Consider the following 19,965-nt stretch of genomic DNA (forward strand, 5'->3'; position numbering starts at 1 on the left):
GAAGAGCTTTTCAATTATGTTGTTACAGTATTGTAGAAGCTGTTGATCTGACTTATCTGTCTCCGACTTACATCGGAGCTGGACGTGGCACCTTATCGCGCTTGGTAGCGTGACAGGTTGTCAAGGCTTCGCAGGGCCATTTCCCTCAGCCTTTCTTGATAAGAGATGTAAAAAGAACTGGTGCAAAGATATAACGCCGGAATAAATTTCCAAATTTTTTTGGAACAAAGGCCCCACCTTACCGGAAATCATGCCCTAATTACCTCATTAACAGTCGCCCCAGCCGGTAGGGTTTTAATAATGAAATACCATTTCTGAGGAAGAATTAGACTGCGGATTAGCAGGATACCTGATCGAAGTAACCACCTTATCCAGCCTTGTCCCTGTGATCGTATAATTATAATCAATGCCCACTTCGCTGGTAACGGCGCCTGCATTATTAAGGAAGGTCTTGGTGATCCTGGCAGGCAATCGTTTCAGCTGGCTCATTACAGGCTGGTTAAAAAGTTCATATTGATCGCCAAGCGTTATACCCGAAAAGGTCAGCGGATTAAAATCACACTCACTGGAGTAGCTATTAATAGACAAAATGACTGAAGTTGAGTTATTGGCCACAGCTGTTATTTTTTTAACCAGCCCGTTGGTGTCATAGGTATACGTGTTCGTATAGATCAGTACATCGCCCGCTTCGTTTATATTGTAATACTTCATCCTGGCCACCGTTCCATTCGTATTGTAAGTAAAGAGAAACTTATAGCCACGGTTGCTGATACTTGATACATGGCTGATCGTACTGATCCATCCTTTTTCGTAAGTATACTTCGTCTTGTACTCAGAATGCTCTGCCATTATTTCGGAAAGCGCATTGTTGTCATAAGTATAGTCTACGTTCGTGGTGCCACTATGCCGGGCGCTATATTGTACCTGCCGGGTGGTGCCGTCACCATTGTAATGGTAATAAGCTGTGCCGCCAGGATCAGAATTGTAATCAATAGAACTTAAGCGGTAGTTGGATATCCGGTTTTGAGAAGCGGGAAGGTTAGGAGCTGGCAAACCCGGTTCATGGGGCAAAGTGTCCACTATGCGTGTGACATCTGGTTTCGTCAGGCCCGCCGATCCATCTTTGCGGCAGGCATTGAAAGTAACTAACCCTGCCAATAGAAAGAAACTTATATGCTGTGCTTTCATGGAAACCTGTTTTTTTATAGGCTAAAGTACTCTTGTCAATCGGCCCGGGTTACCTGTTTCCGTTGGGTTGCATAAAATCAATGGTAAAGCGCCCTTAATGCCGACGGAATAACAAAAAGGTGGCCTGCCCGGGAGCAGCCCACCTTTTATGATTGCTTGTCGTAGTGTATAAACTAGAAACGATAGCCTAAAGAAACACCGAAACCTGTGTTCTTGGTCTTGTAATCTTTCTTGTCAAGACCAGCTACTTCCGGGCTGATATTGGTCAGTCCCAGTTGGGCATTCAGCTGGGCAGAGAACTTGTTGTTGAACTCATAACCCACCAATAAATTACCGCCAAAATCAAAACGGCGGAAAGTATAGCCATACTTTAATATTTCTCCGCCTGATAATTTACTATCAAATTCCAGGTCAACATCGCCGTTGTTTGTTTTTACCTTACCACCTATGGCATAGCCCGCATAAGGTCCTACACCCAGCAATAACTTCCCGTCTCCCAGAATGGGTTTATACAGGAAGGTGACAGGTAATTCAAGGTAATTGATGTTTACTTTGGTATCACTGTTGTTATCTGCCTTCGCTCCTTTAGTAGTGAACAACAAACCCGGTTGGAGGTAAAACTCATCCGCAAGAGGGATTTCCGCATTTACACCAACATTAAACCCGACTTTTATTTTATTGTCCAGGTCATTGCCTGCAAACTTTCCATTGAGATTTTGAAAGTTTACACCGGCACGAAGACCAAAGGTTGTACCGCCTACAGAGGTCTTGGTACTTTGAGCCTGGGAGATAAAGGTTCCTAACAGACAAGCAGAGATAAGTGCGATTGCTTTCGTTTTCATTTGCTATTGATTTAGTGATATGATCTCTCTTTCAATAGTTTTGGTTACAGGATCTGGTTGGCAACGATTAATTACTTTGTGATTCCTTCTTGGCATCCTGCTTCATTTTATCATTCGCGGTGATCAAAAAGTTCACACGACGGTTTTGTGCACGGCCATCTTCCGTATCATTGGATGCTACAGGAGCTGTCTCGCCATATCCTTTGGTGGTAATACGGGAAGCGCTTACACCGCGATTACGCAGGTAAGTTGCTACAGCGGTAGCCCTTCTTTGAGAAAGCCCCATATTATAGGCATCTGCACCTTTGCTGTCTGTATGCCCCTGTACTTCTATATCAGTATCAGGATACTCTTTCAATACAGAAACCAGTTTGTCCAGATTGCCTTCAGCCGATGCCGACAGGTCCGACTTGTCGAAGCCAAACAAGATCTTCTCGCTGAATTCTACCACAATGCCTTCCCCAACCCGTTCTACCTTCGCCCCGGGAACCCTGTTCTCAATTTCCCTGGCCTGTTTGTCCATTTTCTTACCAATTAATGTACCGCTAACGCCACCCACAGCGGCGCCAATAATAGCTCCTAAAGCCGTATTGCCGGCTACTTTACCAACCACGGCCCCTACGGCCGCCCCGCCGGCAGTACCGATTACCGCTCCTTTTTGTGATTTGTTCATGCTTTTACAACCGCCCAGTAAAATGGCGGCCACTGCGATTGCTGTGAGGGTGTTTTGAAATGCTTTCATGACATTAGTTTTATTTAAAATAATCCAGATCACCCCTTTCAAAACTTATACCATAAAGTAAAAAACTGCCATATCTGCCTGAAAATGAGAAAGAAAATCCTCATTCTGAGACTCAACCATTCAGTCTGGCATTTGTTCTTATCTTTGACCCTTCCCAAAAAATATTATGGCGAAAGTTAAAAAGGCAGTGCCGGCAGAGAACGGACAATCCGGCAGTAACGCATCTCACGATGCAATTGAAGTGTTTGGAGCGCGGGTACATAATCTCAAGAACATTGACATTAGTATTCCAAAAAATAAATTGGTTGTAATTACGGGTATCAGTGGCAGTGGTAAATCATCACTCGCTTTCGATACCATTTATGCCGAAGGACAGCGCAGGTATATGGAAAGCTTCGGCGCCTATGCCCGCCAGTTTATTGGCGATATGGAAAGACCCGAGGTCGATAAGATCACCGGCCTCTCACCCGTTATCTCCATTGAACAAAAAACGACCAATAAAAATCCACGGTCTACCGTAGGCACCATTACAGAAGTATACGACTTTATGCGGTTATTGTATGCCCGTATAGGAGAGGCCTATAGCTACAACACCGGCAAAAAAATGGTGAAGTTCAGCGAAGAAGAGATCGTCGACAACGTTTATAAAAAGTTCAAGGGAAAGAATATCACCGTCCTGGCCCCCCTCATCCGTGGACGCAAAGGCCATTACCGCGAGCTCTTTGAAGACATTCGCAAGAAAGGATACCTCAAAGCCCGCATTGATGGAGAGATCAAAGACCTGGTGCCCAAGATGCAGATAGACCGCTATAAGATACATGACATTGAAGTAGTTATAGACCGCCTGCCCGTTGCCGATGATATGCACGTACGGCTAAGCCAAAGCGTGCAGAAGGCCCTCCAGGTGGGCAAAGACCTCATGTTCCTGGCAGTTGAAGGAGTCAAGGCCGGAAAAGAGGGCGCTGTCGTACAGTATTCCAAATTGCTGATGTGCGAAGACAGCGGTATCAGCTACGAAGAGCCCAATCCCAATACCTTTTCCTTCAACAGTCCTTATGGTGCCTGCCCCGTATGCAAGGGCCTCGGCAATGTATACCAGATCAGCCTGGAAGCCATTATCCCCGACAAAAACCTCACCATTAATGAAGGGGCTATTGCCCCCCTGGGTGCAGAGCGCGATGCCCATGTCTTCAAGCAGGTGCAGCAGCTCGGTAAAAAGAATAAGTTCAGCCTCGATGTGCCCGTGAAAGACCTGCCCAAAAAGGCCCTCAACCTGGTCTTATATGGCAATGAAACACCGCCCGAAGAAGAGGAGCAGTTTGATTTTGATGAAACTGCCACCGGAGGTCCCTTGTACCAAACAGAATACGAAGGAGTAATACCTCAATTAAAACGTTGGTTTGCCGGCGGCAATACAGATGCCTTGCGCGATTGGGTAGAGCAGTTCATGGAACTCAAAGTATGCACTTCCTGCAATGGCGCCCGGCTGAAAAAAGAAAGCCTCTGGTTCAAGGTCGATGAAAAGAACATTGCCGAGCTGAGTGAACTGAATCTCGATAAACTCATGAAATGGTTTGCCGGTATCGAAAGCCGGTTAAGCAATAAACAAAATGCCATTGCCAAAGATGTATTGAAAGAGATACGTGAACGCCTGCAGTTCCTGCTCGATGTCGGGTTGAATTACCTCACCATGAACCGTACCTCCCGTACCCTTAGTGGGGGAGAGTCACAACGCATCAGGCTGGCTACACAGATCGGTTCACAGTTGCAGGGCATCACCTATATATTGGATGAACCCAGTATCGGACTGCACCAGCGTGATAACATGCGGCTGATAGATGCCCTCAAGAACCTGCGCAATATTGGCAATAGCGTGTTGGTAGTAGAGCACGATAAAGACATTATGCTGGCAGCCGATTACCTCGTGGATATCGGACCCAAAGCCGGCTACCATGGAGGAAGGATAGTAGCCCAGGGCGATCCTGCTGCCTTGTTAAAACTGGATACCCTTACCTCTTCTTATATCAATGGCCATCGCGCAATTCTTGTTCCCAAAGAGCGGCGCAAGGGCAATGGTAAATTCCTGGAGATAAAGGGTGCAAAGGGCAATAACCTGAAGAACGTCGATGCAAAGTTCCCCCTGGGAAAATTCATAGTCGTAACAGGCGTGAGCGGTAGCGGCAAGTCTACCCTGATCAACGAAACCCTCTATCCCATACTTAGCAAACATGCCTATAACTCCAAGATGAACCCCCTTGAATACAAAAGCATCAAGGGCCTGGAGCATGTAGACAAAGTAATAGAGATCGATCAATCACCCATTGGCCGTACCCCCCGCAGTAATCCCGCCACCTATTGTGGTTTCTTTACCGATATACGTACCTTGTTTGCTTCTGTTCCCGAAGCCAAGATCCGCGGATACAATGCTGGCCGCTTCTCCTTCAATGTCAAAAGTGGCCGTTGTGAAGTATGTGAAGGTGGTGGCATGCGCGTCATTGAAATGAACTTCCTGCCCGATGTATACGTTCATTGTGAAAAATGCCAGGGCAAGCGGTACAACCGCGAAACACTCGAAATACGGTACAAGGGCAAATCCATCAGCGATGTGCTCGATATGACCGTCGAGGATGCCGTGGAATTCTTCCAGAACGTTCCCTACATCTACCGCAAGATCAAAGTGCTGGAAGAAGTAGGCCTGGGATATATTACCCTTGGGCAGAGCGCTGTAACACTCAGTGGTGGCGAAGCACAGCGTGTAAAACTCGCTACCGAGTTAGGTAAGAAGGATACAGGTAAAACCTTTTATATTCTGGATGAGCCTACCACCGGGTTACATTTTGAAGATATTCAGCACCTGCTGGATGTATTGTACAAGCTCGTCGACAGGGGTAATACCGTATTGGTGATCGAACACAATATGGATGTAATAAAAGTGGCCGACCATGTGATAGACCTGGGTCCTGAAGGTGGCGATGGGGGAGGGAAGATACTGTTTGAAGGAACCCCCGAAGACCTGTTAAAAGTGAAAGAAAGCCACACCGCTAAATTTTTAAAGGAAGAACTAAAATAAATAACATAGCTGCCAGCCCGAAGTTTCAGTTTGCGGACTTACACAGTCAACGACCTGTATTTGCTCGCAGCTCGTAGCTCACAGCTCGTAGCTTTCCAAAATCATAAGCAATGGAAAGAGTTATAATCGACATGGATGAAGTGATTGCCGATCCAATGGGAGACATGATAGATTGGTATGAACAAAAGTACGGAACCAAAGTAGACTACAGTAAGATGGCTGGCTCATGGGTAAAAGGATTTCCCGAAGAACACCATGCGTTGGTCTGGGAGCGCCTGCGCTCACCCGGTTTTTTCCGTCACCTGCCCGTCATGAAAGACAGCGTTGAAGTATTGCGCGAAATGAATGAACGCTATGAGATCTTCATCGTGTCTGCTGCCATGGAGTTTCCCAATTCTTTAAAAGACAAGTACGATTGGCTGCAGGAACATTTCCCTTTCTTCAGTTGGCGCCAGCTAACCCTCTGTGGCGATAAGAAGCTCGTATACGGCGATTACATGATCGATGACCATAGTCGCAACCTGGTACATTTTACAGGCAAAAAACTCCTGTATACGTCTCCACACAACCTGGCAGAGACCGAATACCAAAGACTGGGTTCTTGGGCGGAAGCGCGCACCATCTTCTTGAAATAGCTACGAATTAAAGTTTTCAGCAACCCATTGCCGATTGTCGATTCACGATTGCCGAAAACAGACAGCCGGCCATTATTCATAGCCGGCTGCCGGAGGATACTGGGGTTGACCAGAATTCATTCAAGCTTTTCCAATAAGCAAGCGCAGGGAATGATCAATAAAATCTCTTTTTATCAGGGTACGTGGACTATAGGGAACGGATCAGGTTTTTGACTCAACCGGATATCTGGATTCTACTAACTTTCCCTGCTGCTTATTGGTTATTATTTAAGTATAGCAAACTGCATCTGCACACCAGTTTGCTACCGAATAATGACCTGGCCATTTTCCAAACGCTCATCTTCGCTAAACACCTCATACAGGTAGTTACCTTTTCCCATATTGTTGAGTACCGTGGTTTCTTTGTTCCGGATGTTCACTTGTTTTACCAGCTTACCCTCTACATTAAATAAGAACAATTGATATATCCTGCCATCTTCTCCATTAGCACTGAAGAACAGTACCTGGTTAGTGGCATTGGGATACAATTTTATCTTATGTTTTTTTGTGTTCACCTGCTTTTGCACCAGGATGGTGTCCGCAGGTTGCCCAATCAACGGAGAGCGAAAAGCTGGCATGGCTACAGAGGTAGTAACAAACAATGTTAGCATACCAATGACCAGCAAGGGCATAGTATAACCAGGTAGTTTTCTCTCGGGTATAGTTGTTCGCATAGGATGACCTTTCGTTAAAAAGGCAATAGTTTTGAAAAGGGTACGGATCAAACAAATACTTTATGATGCTATGGGCACTTAGAACCTGATAGGGCACTTGGTTGAATTGCCATACCGGTCAGTGCTCGTTAAACGAAAGCCGAACTTCAGGTTGAATGTATAATAGGCGTCATTATTAGTGGGTGTTCCACGCTTATCACCTGGTTGAAACTTGGTAGGCGTATTTACACCACTTTTATTTGACATCCTCTCTGCTAAGGCAGCCTGTGTGGGCGACATGATCCCACTTGTATAAAAAATGTTTGGATCAACATAATTCTTGCTTACATCATCGATATAATCGGTAAATGTTTTGCGGTGCAGTACTTCAAGGCTTACATGGAATGTCTCAGTCAGGAAGTATTTTACACCAATACCCATCGGAATATTCAGCTGTGTCAGTTTATACTCCTCACTGCCGGGAATTAATCCCTGACCTTCTGTACGAAGCGGCTTCAGGTCTACCCACTGCCCGTTTGCAGGATCTGTACCCTGCGGGTTAAATTTGAACATGCCTACACCAATTACGCCATAAGGGCGAAGCTTCAGCCAGGTATCATCAGGATCATTCTCAATAAAAGTGGTGGGATATACTTCTAACAGCAACATGGCCTCTGTCAGCTTGGAACGGAAGTTCGAGTTGCGGATCTTCCGCGCTTCTTCAAGACCACCCTTTCCTTTAATGATGGCATCGTCACCTTCCAGTGTACCAAAGTTTAAAGCAAAGCGCAATCCTATTGCCTGCTTGTATTGATAACCAAGGTATGCGCCAAAATGAAGTTTTGTCTTAGGGAAGTTGTTATCCTTCAGGAACGTGGTACCCTTACCTTGCGTACCTCCCAGGTCACCCAGGAAGTTGCCGGGCCCCAATGTCATCCCTATTTCCCAATAGGATGAATTTTCACCCATTTGACTAAACGAAGAAAAGTTTGCGGACAGGATAATAAGCGTTAGCGCACAACACTTCCGCACAGAAGCGTGTAGATACTGTTTCATGGAATATCAGATTTAGTTTTCAGATGGTCTGGGATCCAGCGACTAAAATAATAGCCGGTAAGATTCCTTACAAGAAAACGTAGAAATATTTCTTTTTGTGTGCGGTGTGGAAAAAATAAATAGCGTATGGGAGTTTTACGATAGCATAAATCAGGACAATTCAGCTAGTAACATTTCGATGTGCTCAATGCCATCTTCTAAATAAATGTCGCTGGACTGTTGAAAACCAAAGGATTCATAAAACTTTTTGAGATACAGTTGCGCACCGATGCGAATGGGCGTATTGCCAAAAATACGATACGTAGTTTCTATAGATTTTTTCATCAATGATCGGCCGGCTCCTGACTTTCTCATTTTGGGAGAAGTGACAACACGCCCGATAGAGACTTCTGTAAAAGAAATACCTGCAGGTACAAGCCTGGTATAGGCTGCCAACAAATTATTGTGCCAACCCATCAAATGCCAGGAATATTGATCCTTGTCATCTATATCCTGAAAAACACAATTTTGCTCCACTACAAATACTTCACTGCGCAATTGCAAGGCAGCATAAAGCTCAAATACCGTCAATTCAGCAAATGGTTTGCAGGTCCAGGTAAGCGTAGTTTCCATAAGTATCATGTGACTAAAGTTAATAAAGTTGTCAACGAAAGCAACCGGCATTGAGCCAATTGCCCGAATAACTGTATAGTTTTACTGTTTATTGAGTTAAATGCGCCGAATTGCTAAAGGCTAACTGCTAAAGGCTAAAAGCTAACACCCAATAGCTTTTTTACCTAAAAGCTAATACCCATATTTATCTCCCCACAGGTTTTTTAAATAGCGGCGCAATTCCTCTTCCCGGGCATTCTTGCCGGGATCATAGAACTTGCTGCCGGCAATAGCGGGCGGCAGGTATTCCTGGGCAGAGAAGTTATTGTCATAACTATGGGAATATTGATAGTTTTTGCCATAACCCATATTCTTCATAAGCCGGGTAGGCGCATTCCGGATATGCAGGGGTACAGGCAGGTCCCCGTGCTGCTGTACGGCAGCCAGCGCTGCATTGATGGCCATGTAAGAGGCATTGCTTTTAGCCGATGCAGCAAGATATACTGCGCATTGCGACAAGATGATCCGCGCCTCCGGGTAGCCTATTTTGGATACAGCATCAAAAGTAGTGTTGGCCATCACCAGTGCCGTAGGGTTGGCATTACCAATATCCTCACTCGCCAGAATGACCAGCCGGCGGGCAATAAACTTCACATCTTCGCCTCCTTCGATCATGCGGGCCAGCCAGTACACAGCTCCATTGGGATCACTACCCCTTATTGATTTGATAAAAGCAGAAATGATGTCGTAATGTTGCTCCCCACTCTTATCGTACAGCGCTATACGCTGCTGTGCAATGCTCATCACCTGTTCATCTGTAATAGTGATGGCCTGGTCGCCGGCAATGGTGCTGAGCGTGTCGACCACCAGTTCAAACAGGTTCAGCAATTTCCTGGCATCACCGCCGGAAATATTGATCAGCGCTTCCGTTTCCTTGAGCTCGATCTTTTTAGTCGATAATACTTCATCCCTTTCCATTGCTTGCTGCAGCAATTGTACCAGGTCTTTATCCTCCAGTGATTTCAATACATATACCTGGCACCTGCTTAGCAAGGCGCTATTCACTTCAAAAGAAGGGTTTTCTGTGGTGGCGCCTATAAGCGTTACAATACCTTTTTCCACGGCGCCCAGCAAGGCATCCTGCTGCCCTTTATTGAAACGATGGATCTCATCTATAAAAAGAATGCCCTTTTGTATCGTCTTCGCAGTTTCAATCGCCTCCCGCACGTCCTTTACACCCGAGCTAATGGCGCTCAGTGTAAAGAAAGGAGCCTGTAAAGTATGCGCTATAATATTGGCAATCGTGGTTTTCCCCGTTCCCGGTGGTCCCCACAGGATCATCGAGGGCACTTTCCCCTGTTCAATAGCAGTACGTAAAATGCTCCCTTTGCCGGCAAGATGCGCTTGTCCCACCAGGTCCTCCAGCGTCTCAGGACGCATTCTCTCTGCCAATGGCGGCAATGTGTTTTTCATGCCGACAAGGTAAGGAAAAACAAAACCCGGGCAATATAATTAAGGCACGTGCTTCCGGATGAAGGCCTCTACCTTATTAAACGAATCGTCCAGGTTGGGGCCCGTCCAGCTATGACCTTCCGTGGGATAATAAATGTATTCATAGACCACCTTGGCGGCATTGAGCTTATCAGTAAGCTGGATGGCCTGTCTTACAGGTACCAACTCATCTTTACCTCCGTGCAACAGCAGCGTATGAGGTGATTGCGGCGTTACAAAATGAACAGGACTATAGGAGTCATACAAGGCGGCATTTTGGGAAGGAGTAGCCCCTATGATCGTAGCCAGCAGGGTAGGCACGATAGGCATACCTGGGTTGTGATAAAGGTCCGTAAAGTCTGTGGGTCCGAAAAAGGAGATGATGGCTTTCGGTTTGGCTATATTGGCGTACTTATAACCTTGCAGCAGCGCCAGGTGCCCGCCGGCGCTGGCGCCCAGCAGGATGAAGTCTTTGGAGTATTTATAGTCCGCAGATTTATTCAGGAGGAAGTTTACCGCCGCTTTTACATCCTCTTCCTGTGCGGGAAACTTATTTTGCCCTGTGGAAGTGTAAAGTCGGTAATTAATATTCGCAAAAGCATAATCCGGTAAACGACGTTGTAACTCATTGATATAAATATCGAAATCAGCCTTGTCGCCATCAGCCCAGGCCCCTCCGTGTATCAGGATCATTAATTTGGTGCTGCTCGCATTGGCATTACCAGGCAGGTATAGGTCCAGCACTTGTTGGGCATCTGTTCCATAAGCAATATTAGCCTTTTTGTCATAGCCGGAACCCTCGTCACTTTTCTTTTTACAGCCAACAAGCCAAATGGTCAGGGTTAAAAGGAATAGGAGTTTTTGCATGATCAAAAATACGGCCTGCAGGCCATTGGTCTGGTAGTAATTTAGTAAACGAAAATCAAATTTCTGTTAAGGTTGATTACTCCCCGGGAAGTATTACTTTGGCTGCTGTGACGCTGGTCCGTCAAATTGCTGGTACCAGCCGGTAACCGTATTTTGATAGATTAATTGACGCAGGCGGTACATGCCATACAAAAACAAAAGATGGAATATAAAAACAACGATCGACTGAAATATGATGAATAGAAGATTAAAGAATAAATTGCCCCGCATGATACTCGCCATATTGATATAAGGAATGATCCGCCACACATATACCGTTTTGGCAAACAGGAAAGCAATAAGAATAAAGTTCACCAGGAACAATAGGTTGAAACGTCGCTTTTGAGATACCGTGAGCGGCGTATCCGGATAGTTATCACTCAATAATGCTAAACCCTGGCAAACGAATAAAAAGACAATGCCATAGCTGATCACACCGATCAGATCACCCCAGAAATTCCTGCCATTAAATAAACGGATACCATGGATCACCAGGGAATACAATACCATGATCAGTTGAAGAATACACATTACCCGGAATAATTTCCAGCGCAGGGGGAGTCCATTCATATGGCACAATATAAAAAAAACGGGTCAATCTCCAATACCAAAACAGGAAGGCCGGATGAAGAGGTGGTATAGTCGCTGATGCGATCAGTAAAAGGCCTCATAAACCGTGGTTTTGATCACCTCTGCAATACCTCCTAGCTTGCTGGCGCTCGTAATGGGAGGCATGCTCATCAGTTGCATAGGGAGCGGTGATTCACCCAACCGGTAAGGAGGTTGCTGGTAAGCAAATGCTACCAGGTGCAAGCCAAGCTTTTCATAAAAACGGATACGCCGTCTGGCTGTCTCATCGTCACCCGGCTCTACCTCTAAAATGATCCGATGCTGTCCGTACTCAATGATCTCATGCATCAGCTGGCTGCCATATTGTTTTCCCCGTTGCGCAGGATCAATGGCCAGGTGCTCTACAAAATACCAGGAGCCGACGCGCCATACAATAACAAAACCTACATAAGTACTTTCTTCTACCAGTACCATTAACCGCATAGCTTCATGCGATAGCAACGATAATACCTGATGCCACTCCCTTCTTTCCCGGAAAGGGAATGAAGCTTCATACAATTCTTGTACATATGGTAAAGCGGGATGTTCCGTTTCGCGTACTTCATAAAGCATATGGATAAAGTTAGTTATATCTGCACAGTGCCTGTGTTTTTATTATAACCATTGTAAATAACCGTATTAGATATGTTGTCATAAAGCGTTATGTCGTAGTAATACCATAGTAATAAAACAGTTGTAAACATTCACGCGCTTTTACTTCTTTTAATAAATGTTTTTTTATAATCTTGTCCCAGATTCCGTGTTAAATTCAACCCTATGTACCCTAACTGTACCCATGTCCTCAATGCCCTCATTGTGTCCTATCGTGCCTGTGCAAGGCGCTTTAACTACCTGTATGGTATTGGACTTGTAAGCGCTATGCTGCTTTCATCAGTGGCATCAGCACAATGTATACCACCTTCCATGACTTTTAAAACGCCCACGCTTATTGGCGGGACCGCCAGGCAAGTCGGCGCCATATACAAGTTTGCCAACGTTGCTACCGGTGTGGATGCCACTATCCAGATTATGGGCCTTACCGGTGGCGCTGGTTTAAATGATATGGATAATACTACCCAAGGCTATTACGATGCCTGGCAGCCCTATGTAACAGCGGGGGGTAGTGGCACCTCTTACCTTGATTGGAAAATCACTTTCAAGAAAGCAGGCACCACTATTGATACTTTATTACGCTGTCTGGCTATTACAGCAGTAGACATCGATGGTGATGGCAGCAGGCTGAAAGAGTTTATTGTGGCTTCAACACCCGGCGCTTATGCCGTTGACCCCAATACCAATCTCACTGTTTCTTTTGATGGTGTCAATTCACATGCTACCGGTAATGTATCCACTGTACCAAACATTGATACTTCCGAAAGAAAGTATATGTTCCAGATGAACTTTACCAACGTTAGCACCATCTACTATCGAAATGGTTCTATCTCTACCAAGTCTGCCACCGATGTGCGGCATACCTGTATTTATTTCAAATCCTTTTTCGATACCGACCTCATTACCCTGCCCGTTAGGATTGTTGCTTTTACAGCAAAAACAGGAACAGAAGGTGTGAACCTCGAATGGACCACCGCCGATGAAAAAGAGGTGCAGCAGTATACCGTACTAAGAAGTGTTGATGGAGTGAATTGGGATAATATAGGCAAAGTGAATGTGCAGCAGGATGTAAGGAATTATGCTTTTTTAGATAAAACAAAAGCAACTGGCAGAGTATACTATAAGTTACAACAAACCAGTACAAGTGGCAGTGTAGGCTTTTCACGGATCATTGGTGTTAACAACCATGCCGGCGGAGCTTTGTCTGTTATTATCCCTACACTGGTTAGCAAGAATATCCCTGTCCAACTGGAGACTCCGGTCGCCGAAGTGTATCATTTAGCCATATACAATAGTCAGGGAAGCATTATCAGCCAGCGGTCTTACACAGCGCAGCCAGGCATTAATTTCCTGCAGTTGCAGTTACCTGGTCAGCATGCCGCTGGTATGTACATGGTTGCTGTGCGAAATACACAAGGCGTCGTAATTGCCCGTTCAAGAGTAATAGTGCAGTAAACCTGTTCTGTCCATAACAAACAATAACAATTGATCGCTACAGTCGGGCGACTGCATGCATATTAAGCTTTACCTGGGCAAAATGCTCAATTATCTTCCTGAGTTTTAGGGGTAATGGAATTCGTTACCTTTAAGATCGGGTTGTACGTATTTGTTCCCGGCCCGCCGGGGCATTCCCCGGTAACGATTGCTCCAAACTCCTCCTCCTGTAAAAAGAAAAAGACGACACCTCTCAGCATCGCCTTTTCACGCAAAAAAAATTTTCATCTCAGGGGCTCGTTAACCTTTCTGGTTTTACCTGGATTTGTTGGATCTTAAACGGCTCTTTTCACAGGAATGGATTCGGTTCGGTTGTTTCAGGATATATGAACTTATAAAGTTTCGTTTTCAAAGGGTGTGATCGCCTTTATTGGGTTAGGTATGGGTTACTATTTAACAGGCATCAAAGAAAAAGAAAGTTGACTGACATTGGATTTTAGCTGGCTTCATAGAATATTAGAATTCTTTCTGGACGGTTATTTAAAGGACATTGGACGGTCTGAGGTTGCTAATCCTCGTCAATCAACTTCTATAACAAAAGTAATTGTGGATAACTATGTGGACAAGAGCACATTTGCTTCATTTTAACATTTCAGTTTTTACTATACCCATCGTAACAAACCTAGTGGGTATTGGAAAAACACCTTATATTTCATCGTAGTTATCCTATTTAAAAATAGTTTAGGCTATATTATTAATTAGTATAATTTCGTAAATATCCTATAGTATTTCTCACGAATTTTTCGCATTTTGTTCGCTGAATTGGGCCGTACCCCTTATATTTAAAATACAACCCGAATGAAAAACATTGATAAGGTAATCAAAGTAGCTATTGCGGATGACCATGCCCTCTTCCGGGCAGGGGTCAAAACCTCCCTTTCTTCCAAAAGGGACGTGGAATTGATTGCCGAAGCAGACAATGGAATGCAGCTGCTGAACCTCCTCAAACACATTGAGCCCGACGTTATTTTACTCGATATCCAGATGCCCATCATGGATGGCATCCAGACCCTCCCCGAGATCAGGAAAGTGCGTCCCGATGCCAAGGTCATCATCCTTTCCATGCACAATGATCATTCTATGATCAGCAAACTCATGGAAATTGGCGCCAATTCCTACCTCACCAAAAATTCTGATTCTGAGACCATCTACCAGGCCATCAAAACCTGTTACGAACAGGAATTCTTCTTCAATGAACTGACCAATAAGGCCCTCCTGACCGGCTTGCGCACCAAGCGGACCGACCTGGCCAGTCCCCAGGAAGTGAACCTGTCCGATAAAGAAACACGCGTGTTGAAGTTGATGTGCGAAGAAAAGACCACCAAAGAGATTGCAGATATCGTAGAGATCAGCCCCCGTACAGTAGAAGCTATCCGCGATAAACTCAAAACCAAAACCGGCGCCAAATCCATGGCTGGCCTGGTCATGTATGCAGTGAAAAATGGCATTATTGATCAACCTCAATAGCGATTATCACAGGCTTTTTTTGGCTAAAAGCTAAAGGCTAATAGCTAATGGCTTTTCTTCCATGAGCAAATTCATTCATTTTAATGGTAAAATACTTCCTGCGGATGCCCCCCTGGTCTCCGCAGGAAACCGTGGTCTCCGATACGGCGACGGCCTCTTTGAGACCATGCGTGTCGTTAATGGTCGCATTGTATTGCAGGACCTTCACTTTGACCGTTTGTTCCACGGCCTTTCCGTACTGCAATTTCAATGTCCTCCTTTATTTACTCCACAATACCTGGCCGATGCCATCCTGGCCCTCTGCCATAAAATGGCCATCCACCAGGCTGCCCGCGTGCGGCTCAACATCGTTCGTGGCAATGGCGGTTTGTATGATCCGGAGAACCACGCACCCCAGGTGATTATGGAGGCCTGGCCGCTGGACGTACCCCCGGGGCTTCACGAAAACGGCCTGGTAATAGATATTTACGATCAGGCCCGCAAACATTTTGATGTGCTGGCCAACATCAAATCCAATAATTACCTGCCTTATGTCCTGGCGGCCCTGTATGCTAAGCAGCACCGGCTCAATGATTGTCTCCTGCTGAATACAGAAGGACGGATTTGTGATGCCACCATTGCCAATGTGTTTTGGATAAAAGACAGCCGCTTGTTTACCCCACCTTTGTCAGAAGCAGGGGTAGGAGGCGTGATGCGTCGCTACCTGGTAGAAAATACAGCTGGCCAATACCCTGTTCATGAAGAACCCCTTACTCCCGGAATGCTGGAGCAGGCAGATGAGCTCTTCCTCACCAATGCCATCCAGGGCATCAAATGGGTAGGCCGGTACAAGGAAAAAGCATACGGCAATAAGTTGACTTCCTTGCTCTATGATCAGTACATAAAGAGGTTGTGGGTGTAAAGCCTGCCCTGAATTGTTTAATCCTCACTTCCTTTCATTCAATTTCAGCTTCACAAGTTCACACTGTACAGCCCGTGTAAGTATATTCACCCCAATGATCAATAACAATTCCCCCGTCAATATATGTTGGTTTCGCCGGGATCTCCGGCTCGATGACAATGCTGCCCTTTACCATGCCCTCAAACAAGGCTTGCCCGTTGTTCCCCTGTTCATTTTCGACCCCAATATCCTGGATAAGCTGGAGGAGAAAGCCGACCGCCGTGTCACATTCATCCATGCCGCTCTTGCCGATATGCAGGAGCAACTGGTAAAGCTGGGATCATCCCTCGAAGTATACTATGGCAGGCCGGATGAGGTATTTCAAAAGCTATTGGATAAATACCCTGTTCAAAAAGTATTCACCAACCACGATTATGAGCCCTATGCTGTGGAAAGGGATGAAGCCATACGCCGGCTCCTCAACGAAAGAGGCGTATCATTACATACCTATAAAGACCAGGTGATCTTTGAAAAAGAGGAAGTAGTGAAAGATGATGGCAAGCCCTACACCGTATTTACGCCTTACAGCAGGCGTTGGAAGGCCACCCTTACAGACTTTCAATTGAAAAGCTACCCCGTCAAAAAATACCATCAGCACTTTTATAAACAGCCTCCCCAGAAAATGCCTTCTTTGTCATCCATGGGTTTCTGGAAAACCGAGATAGTCTTCCCGGCTAAGGCAATGCGCGAAGAGTTGATCAGAAAATACAAAGAGCAGCGCGATTACCCGGCAATTCATGGTACTTCCCACCTGAGCGTACACCTGCGCTTTGGAACCCTCAGCATTCGCAAACTGGCCCGGAAAGCCGCCGGCCTTAGCGAAACCTTTCTCAACGAACTTATCTGGCGTGATTTCTACCACATGATCTTGTGGCATTTCCCCCATGTAGGCAAGGGCAGGGCTTTCCGGCCTGAGTATGAACATATCCGCTGGCGCAATAATGAACAGGAGTTTGAGTGTTGGTGCCAGGGTCTTACCGGTTACCCTATTGTGGATGCCGGCATGCGCGAGTTGAATGCCACCGGATTCATGCACAACCGCGTGCGCATGATCGTTGCTTCTTTTCTATCGAAGCACCTGTTGATAGACTGGCGTTGGGGCGAAGCGTATTTTGCCCGGAAGCTATTGGATTTTGACCTGGCAGCCAATAACGGAGGCTGGCAATGGGCTGCCGGCAGTGGTTGTGATGCAGCTCCTTATTTCCGGGTATTCAATCCCTACCTGCAAACAAAGAAGTTTGATCCTGATCTCAAATACATACGTCATTGGGTGCCGGAATTGGAGGAGCTTAGTTATCCCCGTCCCATTGTAGAGCATGAAGTGGCCCGCAAACGTTGCCTCGAAGCATATGCAAAAGCGTTGAAAAAATAAGAGAATGTCAGCCTGATTGCGAATTGTCAGGCTGAGTCCCGCAGAGCGGGATAAACTCTGTCGAAGCCTTTACGAGTGTCAGCTTGAGTTTGCCAAAGGCGTCTAAGGGTGGGTCGCCCTCAAAGGGCGGCTCACCCTGATCTAAAGAAATATCTCTTGCTGAGGTAGCCCAGTCTTATGTACCTGTGTATAGATTTGGAGAAACTGCTGTACAGCAGCCTTACCGTCTGCACCCAGGTCAATGGAGTAATTGTTTACATACAGGTCAATATGCTGCCGCATTACACCCTCACTCATTTCCTGCGAATGTTGTTTCACATAATCTGTTACCTGCGGATAATGCGCAAAAGCATATTCAACACTGGCGCGTATCAATGCATTGATACGTTGTTGTAGCGCCGTATCAAATGCCCTTTTCATTACGATCCCGCCCAGCGGTATGGGGCTGCCTGTTTCCGATTCCCAGTACTCTCCCAGGTCCATCAGTTTTACCAATCCTTTATCCTGGTACGTAAAGCGGTTCTCATGGATGATTACACCAGCGTCTACTTTCTCATGGATCACAGCGTCTTCGATCTGTGAAAACAATACAAATTGTTTATTCTCTGCTTCCGGAAATGCCAGCGAAAACAGCATATGCGCAGTAGTATGCTCACCAGGTATAGCTATCGTACTGGCCTTTACCTCCGCGGCGGAGATACCCCCGGCACTGGTGATCAACAGCGGGCCAACTCCTTTACCCAATGCGCCGCCCGCCGGCAACACGATGTAGGAATCCAGCACCAGCGGCAATACACCATAGCTGATCTTGGTAATGTCCAGCTTTCCCTGCAAGGCCCACTCATTGAGCGTTTGCACATCTTCCAATACTACTTCTACTTCTATATCACCTGTATCGATCTTCTTATTGACCAGCGCGTCAAAAATGAAAGTATCATTCGGACAGGGAGAAAACCCCAGTGTAAATTTCATAATGTCTTAAAAATATTTATCAACTGATCATTCAGGGCAGCTATCGCTTCTTTCATTTTCCATGCTTTCTTATCTCTTTCCCCCACATAATTGGAAATGCTCCTGATCTGTAAAAAAGGAATACCTTCCTGCAGGCATACAAAATGAAAAGCCGCTCCTTCCATTGATTCAACAGTTACCCCATAATTTTGTTGCAATTGTTCAATACGGGAAGCGCGTGTGGTGATCTCATTTACAGTAACCCCATTGACCAGCGCCAGACCCTGGTTCTCCCAATTTATAGTATGCGGGTTGACAAGCCACTTTGAGGTGGTCGCATGTGCTCCTTCCTTTTGCAGCCCCATCTCAAACAGGTCTTTGAATATCCCATTTTCTTCTACGCCAAGGTCGCCGGTCATCTCCTTTTCGACCAATACGACCCGGCCCGGAGAGAAGTGCGTCGAAAAACTGCCCCCAATCCCTGCCTGGAGCACATAATCAGGCCGTTTTTCCCGGATGCTTTTCGTGAGGTAATAGGTGGTCGACATGCTGCCAATACCAGTGACCTGGATGCTCACGGTATGCCCTGACAAAGGGTGTTCAGGGGCCTGTAAAAAATCGATAACTGGCTGTATTTCAAAGGCTGTGGCTGCTATTAACAGGATATGCATGCTGCAAATATCCTGAAATCCCCATCATATATTACCTTTGCGCCTGATTTTGTAAAGCCCGGGCGCCACTGGTACCCGGGATTATTATTCCTGTGCATTTTTGAATTGATAATGGTGGTCTATGGTGTACCTCACCCGTGTTGAACATTTTAATGCAGCCCATAAGCTGTACAACCCCAAGTGGAGCAAAGAGCAAAATGAAACCGTTTTTGGCAAATGCGCCAATGAACACTGGCATGGCCATAATTATGAGCTTTTTGTTACCATCAAGGGCAAACCCAATCCCGATACTGGTTTCCTCTTTGATGTAAAGCAACTCAGCAAGCTTATAGAAAAGTATGTGCTGGACAAATTGGATCATAAAAACCTGAACCTGGATGTAGATTTTATGCAGGGACAGATGTGCTCTACAGAAAACCTGGCCATGGCCATCTGGCAACAGTTGCAACCCCACCTGCCTGCAGAAGTATCACTCCATTGCATCAAGCTCTATGAGACCCCCAGGATCTTCGTGGAGTATTATGGAGATTAATGATCCGTACGCTATGTAATTTTTATGAACAATTCCTGGAATGTCCTGTTAAGACCGGATTGCCAGTTTTGTCGTATATAAGACAGTAAACCTATCTTACTATC

At 45.8% G+C, this 19,965-nt stretch carries 19 protein-coding genes and 1 riboswitch; of the genes, 7 read left to right on the top strand and 12 right to left on the bottom strand.

Annotated elements, in window-relative coordinates; all coding sequences use genetic code 11:
• Positions 1 to 49: 49 nt before the first annotated feature.
• A riboswitch (SAM riboswitch) is annotated at positions 50 to 165 on the bottom strand.
• A gap of 129 nt (positions 166 to 294) precedes the next feature.
• The 3 genes from D3H65_RS29125 to D3H65_RS29135 form a co-directional block, all read right to left on the bottom strand.
• Complete coding sequence (locus D3H65_RS29125; RefSeq protein ID WP_119053675.1) at positions 295 to 1,188, bottom strand: hypothetical protein; 894 nt, start codon at positions 1,186 to 1,188, stop codon at positions 295 to 297.
• Between the two features lie 173 nt (positions 1,189 to 1,361).
• Entirely contained in the window at positions 1,362 to 2,030 is a 669-nt protein-coding gene (locus D3H65_RS29130; RefSeq protein WP_119053676.1) for a porin family protein, read from the bottom strand.
• A 67-nt stretch (positions 2,031 to 2,097) separates the two neighbouring features.
• A complete protein-coding gene (locus D3H65_RS29135) occupies positions 2,098 to 2,772 on the bottom strand; it encodes an OmpA family protein (RefSeq protein WP_119053677.1) in 675 nt (224 codons plus the stop codon).
• 166 nt (positions 2,773 to 2,938) lie between these two features.
• Between D3H65_RS29135 and uvrA the strand changes: the two genes are divergently transcribed.
• Positions 2,939 to 5,842 (top strand): excinuclease ABC subunit UvrA, encoded by a 2,904-nt coding sequence (gene uvrA / locus D3H65_RS29140; RefSeq protein WP_119053678.1) that lies wholly within the window; start codon positions 2,939 to 2,941, stop codon positions 5,840 to 5,842.
• Between the two features lie 110 nt (positions 5,843 to 5,952).
• A complete protein-coding gene (locus D3H65_RS29145; protein WP_119053679.1) occupies positions 5,953 to 6,477 on the top strand; it encodes a 5' nucleotidase, NT5C type in 525 nt (174 codons plus the stop codon).
• Between the two features lie 302 nt (positions 6,478 to 6,779).
• Here the strand turns inward: D3H65_RS29145 and D3H65_RS29150 are convergent, their stop codons facing one another.
• The 7 genes from D3H65_RS29150 to D3H65_RS29180 form a co-directional block, all read right to left on the bottom strand.
• Positions 6,780 to 7,190, bottom strand: a complete 411-nt coding sequence (locus D3H65_RS29150; RefSeq protein WP_119053680.1) for a T9SS type A sorting domain-containing protein — start codon at positions 7,188 to 7,190, stop codon at positions 6,780 to 6,782.
• A 78-nt stretch (positions 7,191 to 7,268) separates the two neighbouring features.
• Complete coding sequence (locus tag D3H65_RS29155; RefSeq protein WP_119053681.1) at positions 7,269 to 8,225, bottom strand: outer membrane beta-barrel protein; 957 nt, start codon at positions 8,223 to 8,225, stop codon at positions 7,269 to 7,271.
• 150 nt (positions 8,226 to 8,375) lie between these two features.
• Positions 8,376 to 8,846: a GNAT family N-acetyltransferase gene (locus tag D3H65_RS29160; protein ID WP_211345569.1), complete on the bottom strand. Its 471-nt coding sequence runs from the start codon at positions 8,844 to 8,846 to the stop codon at positions 8,376 to 8,378.
• A gap of 162 nt (positions 8,847 to 9,008) precedes the next feature.
• Positions 9,009 to 10,289: a replication-associated recombination protein A gene (locus D3H65_RS29165; RefSeq protein WP_119053682.1), complete on the bottom strand. Its 1,281-nt coding sequence runs from the start codon at positions 10,287 to 10,289 to the stop codon at positions 9,009 to 9,011.
• Positions 10,290 to 10,328: 39 nt separating this feature from the next.
• The gene (locus D3H65_RS29170) at positions 10,329 to 11,174 is read right to left on the bottom strand and encodes an alpha/beta hydrolase (RefSeq protein ID WP_119053683.1); all 846 of its coding nucleotides are present in this window, start codon (positions 11,172 to 11,174) and stop codon (positions 10,329 to 10,331) included.
• A gap of 93 nt (positions 11,175 to 11,267) precedes the next feature.
• Positions 11,268 to 11,783, bottom strand: coding sequence for a hypothetical protein (locus D3H65_RS29175; protein WP_119053684.1), 516 nt, complete (start codon positions 11,781 to 11,783; stop codon positions 11,268 to 11,270).
• 84 nt (positions 11,784 to 11,867) lie between these two features.
• Positions 11,868 to 12,395 (bottom strand): GNAT family N-acetyltransferase, encoded by a 528-nt coding sequence (locus D3H65_RS29180; protein WP_119053685.1) that lies wholly within the window; start codon positions 12,393 to 12,395, stop codon positions 11,868 to 11,870.
• 204 nt (positions 12,396 to 12,599) lie between these two features.
• Between D3H65_RS29180 and D3H65_RS29185 the strand changes: the two genes are divergently transcribed.
• The 4 genes from D3H65_RS29185 to D3H65_RS29200 all read left to right on the top strand — a co-directional run bounded on the left by D3H65_RS29185 (position 12,600) and on the right by D3H65_RS29200 (position 17,707).
• The gene (locus tag D3H65_RS29185; protein WP_119053686.1) at positions 12,600 to 13,889 is read left to right on the top strand and encodes a T9SS type A sorting domain-containing protein; all 1,290 of its coding nucleotides are present in this window, start codon (positions 12,600 to 12,602) and stop codon (positions 13,887 to 13,889) included.
• Between the two features lie 837 nt (positions 13,890 to 14,726).
• Positions 14,727 to 15,395 (top strand): response regulator transcription factor, encoded by a 669-nt coding sequence (locus D3H65_RS29190; protein WP_119053687.1) that lies wholly within the window; start codon positions 14,727 to 14,729, stop codon positions 15,393 to 15,395.
• Between the two features lie 61 nt (positions 15,396 to 15,456).
• Positions 15,457 to 16,296, top strand: a complete 840-nt coding sequence (locus tag D3H65_RS29195; protein ID WP_119053688.1) for an aminotransferase class IV — start codon at positions 15,457 to 15,459, stop codon at positions 16,294 to 16,296.
• Between the two features lie 94 nt (positions 16,297 to 16,390).
• Complete coding sequence (locus D3H65_RS29200; RefSeq protein WP_119053689.1) at positions 16,391 to 17,707, top strand: cryptochrome/photolyase family protein; 1,317 nt, start codon at positions 16,391 to 16,393, stop codon at positions 17,705 to 17,707.
• A 141-nt stretch (positions 17,708 to 17,848) separates the two neighbouring features.
• On the opposite strand, the gene D3H65_RS29205 is transcribed toward D3H65_RS29200, so the two are convergent.
• Positions 17,849 to 18,679, bottom strand: a complete 831-nt coding sequence (locus tag D3H65_RS29205; protein ID WP_119053690.1) for a 1,4-dihydroxy-6-naphthoate synthase — start codon at positions 18,677 to 18,679, stop codon at positions 17,849 to 17,851.
• Positions 18,676 to 19,329 carry a futalosine hydrolase gene (mqnB, locus tag D3H65_RS29210; RefSeq protein ID WP_119053691.1) on the bottom strand — a complete coding sequence of 218 codons (654 nt, stop codon included), beginning with the start codon at positions 19,327 to 19,329 and terminating at the stop codon, positions 18,676 to 18,678. Before mqnB ends, D3H65_RS29205 begins: the two co-directional genes overlap by 4 nt.
• Positions 19,330 to 19,450: 121 nt before the next feature.
• Between mqnB and D3H65_RS29215 the strand changes: the two genes are divergently transcribed.
• The gene (locus tag D3H65_RS29215; protein WP_119053692.1) at positions 19,451 to 19,861 is read left to right on the top strand and encodes a 6-pyruvoyl trahydropterin synthase family protein; all 411 of its coding nucleotides are present in this window, start codon (positions 19,451 to 19,453) and stop codon (positions 19,859 to 19,861) included.
• Positions 19,862 to 19,965 lie beyond the last annotated feature (104 nt).

This window comes from Paraflavitalea soli (assembly GCF_003555545.1).
In the GTDB taxonomy this organism is placed as follows: Bacteria; Bacteroidota; Bacteroidia; order Chitinophagales; family Chitinophagaceae; genus Paraflavitalea; species Paraflavitalea soli.

Excerpts from the sequence above, each read along its gene's own strand:
- D3H65_RS29125 (WP_119053675.1), bottom strand. The coding sequence starts at position 1,188 with ATGAAAGCACAGCATATAAGTTTCTTTCTATTGGCAGGGTTAGTTACT.
- D3H65_RS29130 (WP_119053676.1), bottom strand. The coding sequence starts at position 2,030 with ATGAAAACGAAAGCAATCGCACTTATCTCTGCTTGTCTGTTAGGAACC.
- D3H65_RS29135 (WP_119053677.1), bottom strand. The coding sequence starts at position 2,772 with ATGAAAGCATTTCAAAACACCCTCACAGCAATCGCAGTGGCCGCCATT.
- uvrA (WP_119053678.1), top strand. The coding sequence starts at position 2,939 with ATGGCGAAAGTTAAAAAGGCAGTGCCGGCAGAGAACGGACAATCCGGC.
- D3H65_RS29145 (WP_119053679.1), top strand. The coding sequence starts at position 5,953 with ATGGAAAGAGTTATAATCGACATGGATGAAGTGATTGCCGATCCAATG.
- D3H65_RS29150 (WP_119053680.1), bottom strand. The coding sequence starts at position 7,190 with ATGCGAACAACTATACCCGAGAGAAAACTACCTGGTTATACTATGCCC.
- D3H65_RS29155 (WP_119053681.1), bottom strand. The coding sequence starts at position 8,225 with ATGAAACAGTATCTACACGCTTCTGTGCGGAAGTGTTGTGCGCTAACG.
- D3H65_RS29160 (WP_211345569.1), bottom strand. The coding sequence starts at position 8,846 with ATGATACTTATGGAAACTACGCTTACCTGGACCTGCAAACCATTTGCT.
- D3H65_RS29165 (WP_119053682.1), bottom strand. The coding sequence starts at position 10,289 with ATGAAAAACACATTGCCGCCATTGGCAGAGAGAATGCGTCCTGAGACG.
- D3H65_RS29170 (WP_119053683.1), bottom strand. The coding sequence starts at position 11,174 with ATGCAAAAACTCCTATTCCTTTTAACCCTGACCATTTGGCTTGTTGGC.
- D3H65_RS29175 (WP_119053684.1), bottom strand. The coding sequence starts at position 11,783 with ATGAATGGACTCCCCCTGCGCTGGAAATTATTCCGGGTAATGTGTATT.
- D3H65_RS29180 (WP_119053685.1), bottom strand. The coding sequence starts at position 12,395 with ATGCTTTATGAAGTACGCGAAACGGAACATCCCGCTTTACCATATGTA.
- D3H65_RS29185 (WP_119053686.1), top strand. The coding sequence starts at position 12,600 with ATGTACCCTAACTGTACCCATGTCCTCAATGCCCTCATTGTGTCCTAT.
- D3H65_RS29190 (WP_119053687.1), top strand. The coding sequence starts at position 14,727 with ATGAAAAACATTGATAAGGTAATCAAAGTAGCTATTGCGGATGACCAT.
- D3H65_RS29195 (WP_119053688.1), top strand. The coding sequence starts at position 15,457 with ATGAGCAAATTCATTCATTTTAATGGTAAAATACTTCCTGCGGATGCC.
- D3H65_RS29200 (WP_119053689.1), top strand. The coding sequence starts at position 16,391 with ATGATCAATAACAATTCCCCCGTCAATATATGTTGGTTTCGCCGGGAT.
- D3H65_RS29205 (WP_119053690.1), bottom strand. The coding sequence starts at position 18,679 with ATGAAATTTACACTGGGGTTTTCTCCCTGTCCGAATGATACTTTCATT.
- mqnB (WP_119053691.1), bottom strand. The coding sequence starts at position 19,329 with ATGCATATCCTGTTAATAGCAGCCACAGCCTTTGAAATACAGCCAGTT.
- D3H65_RS29215 (WP_119053692.1), top strand. The coding sequence starts at position 19,451 with ATGGTGTACCTCACCCGTGTTGAACATTTTAATGCAGCCCATAAGCTG.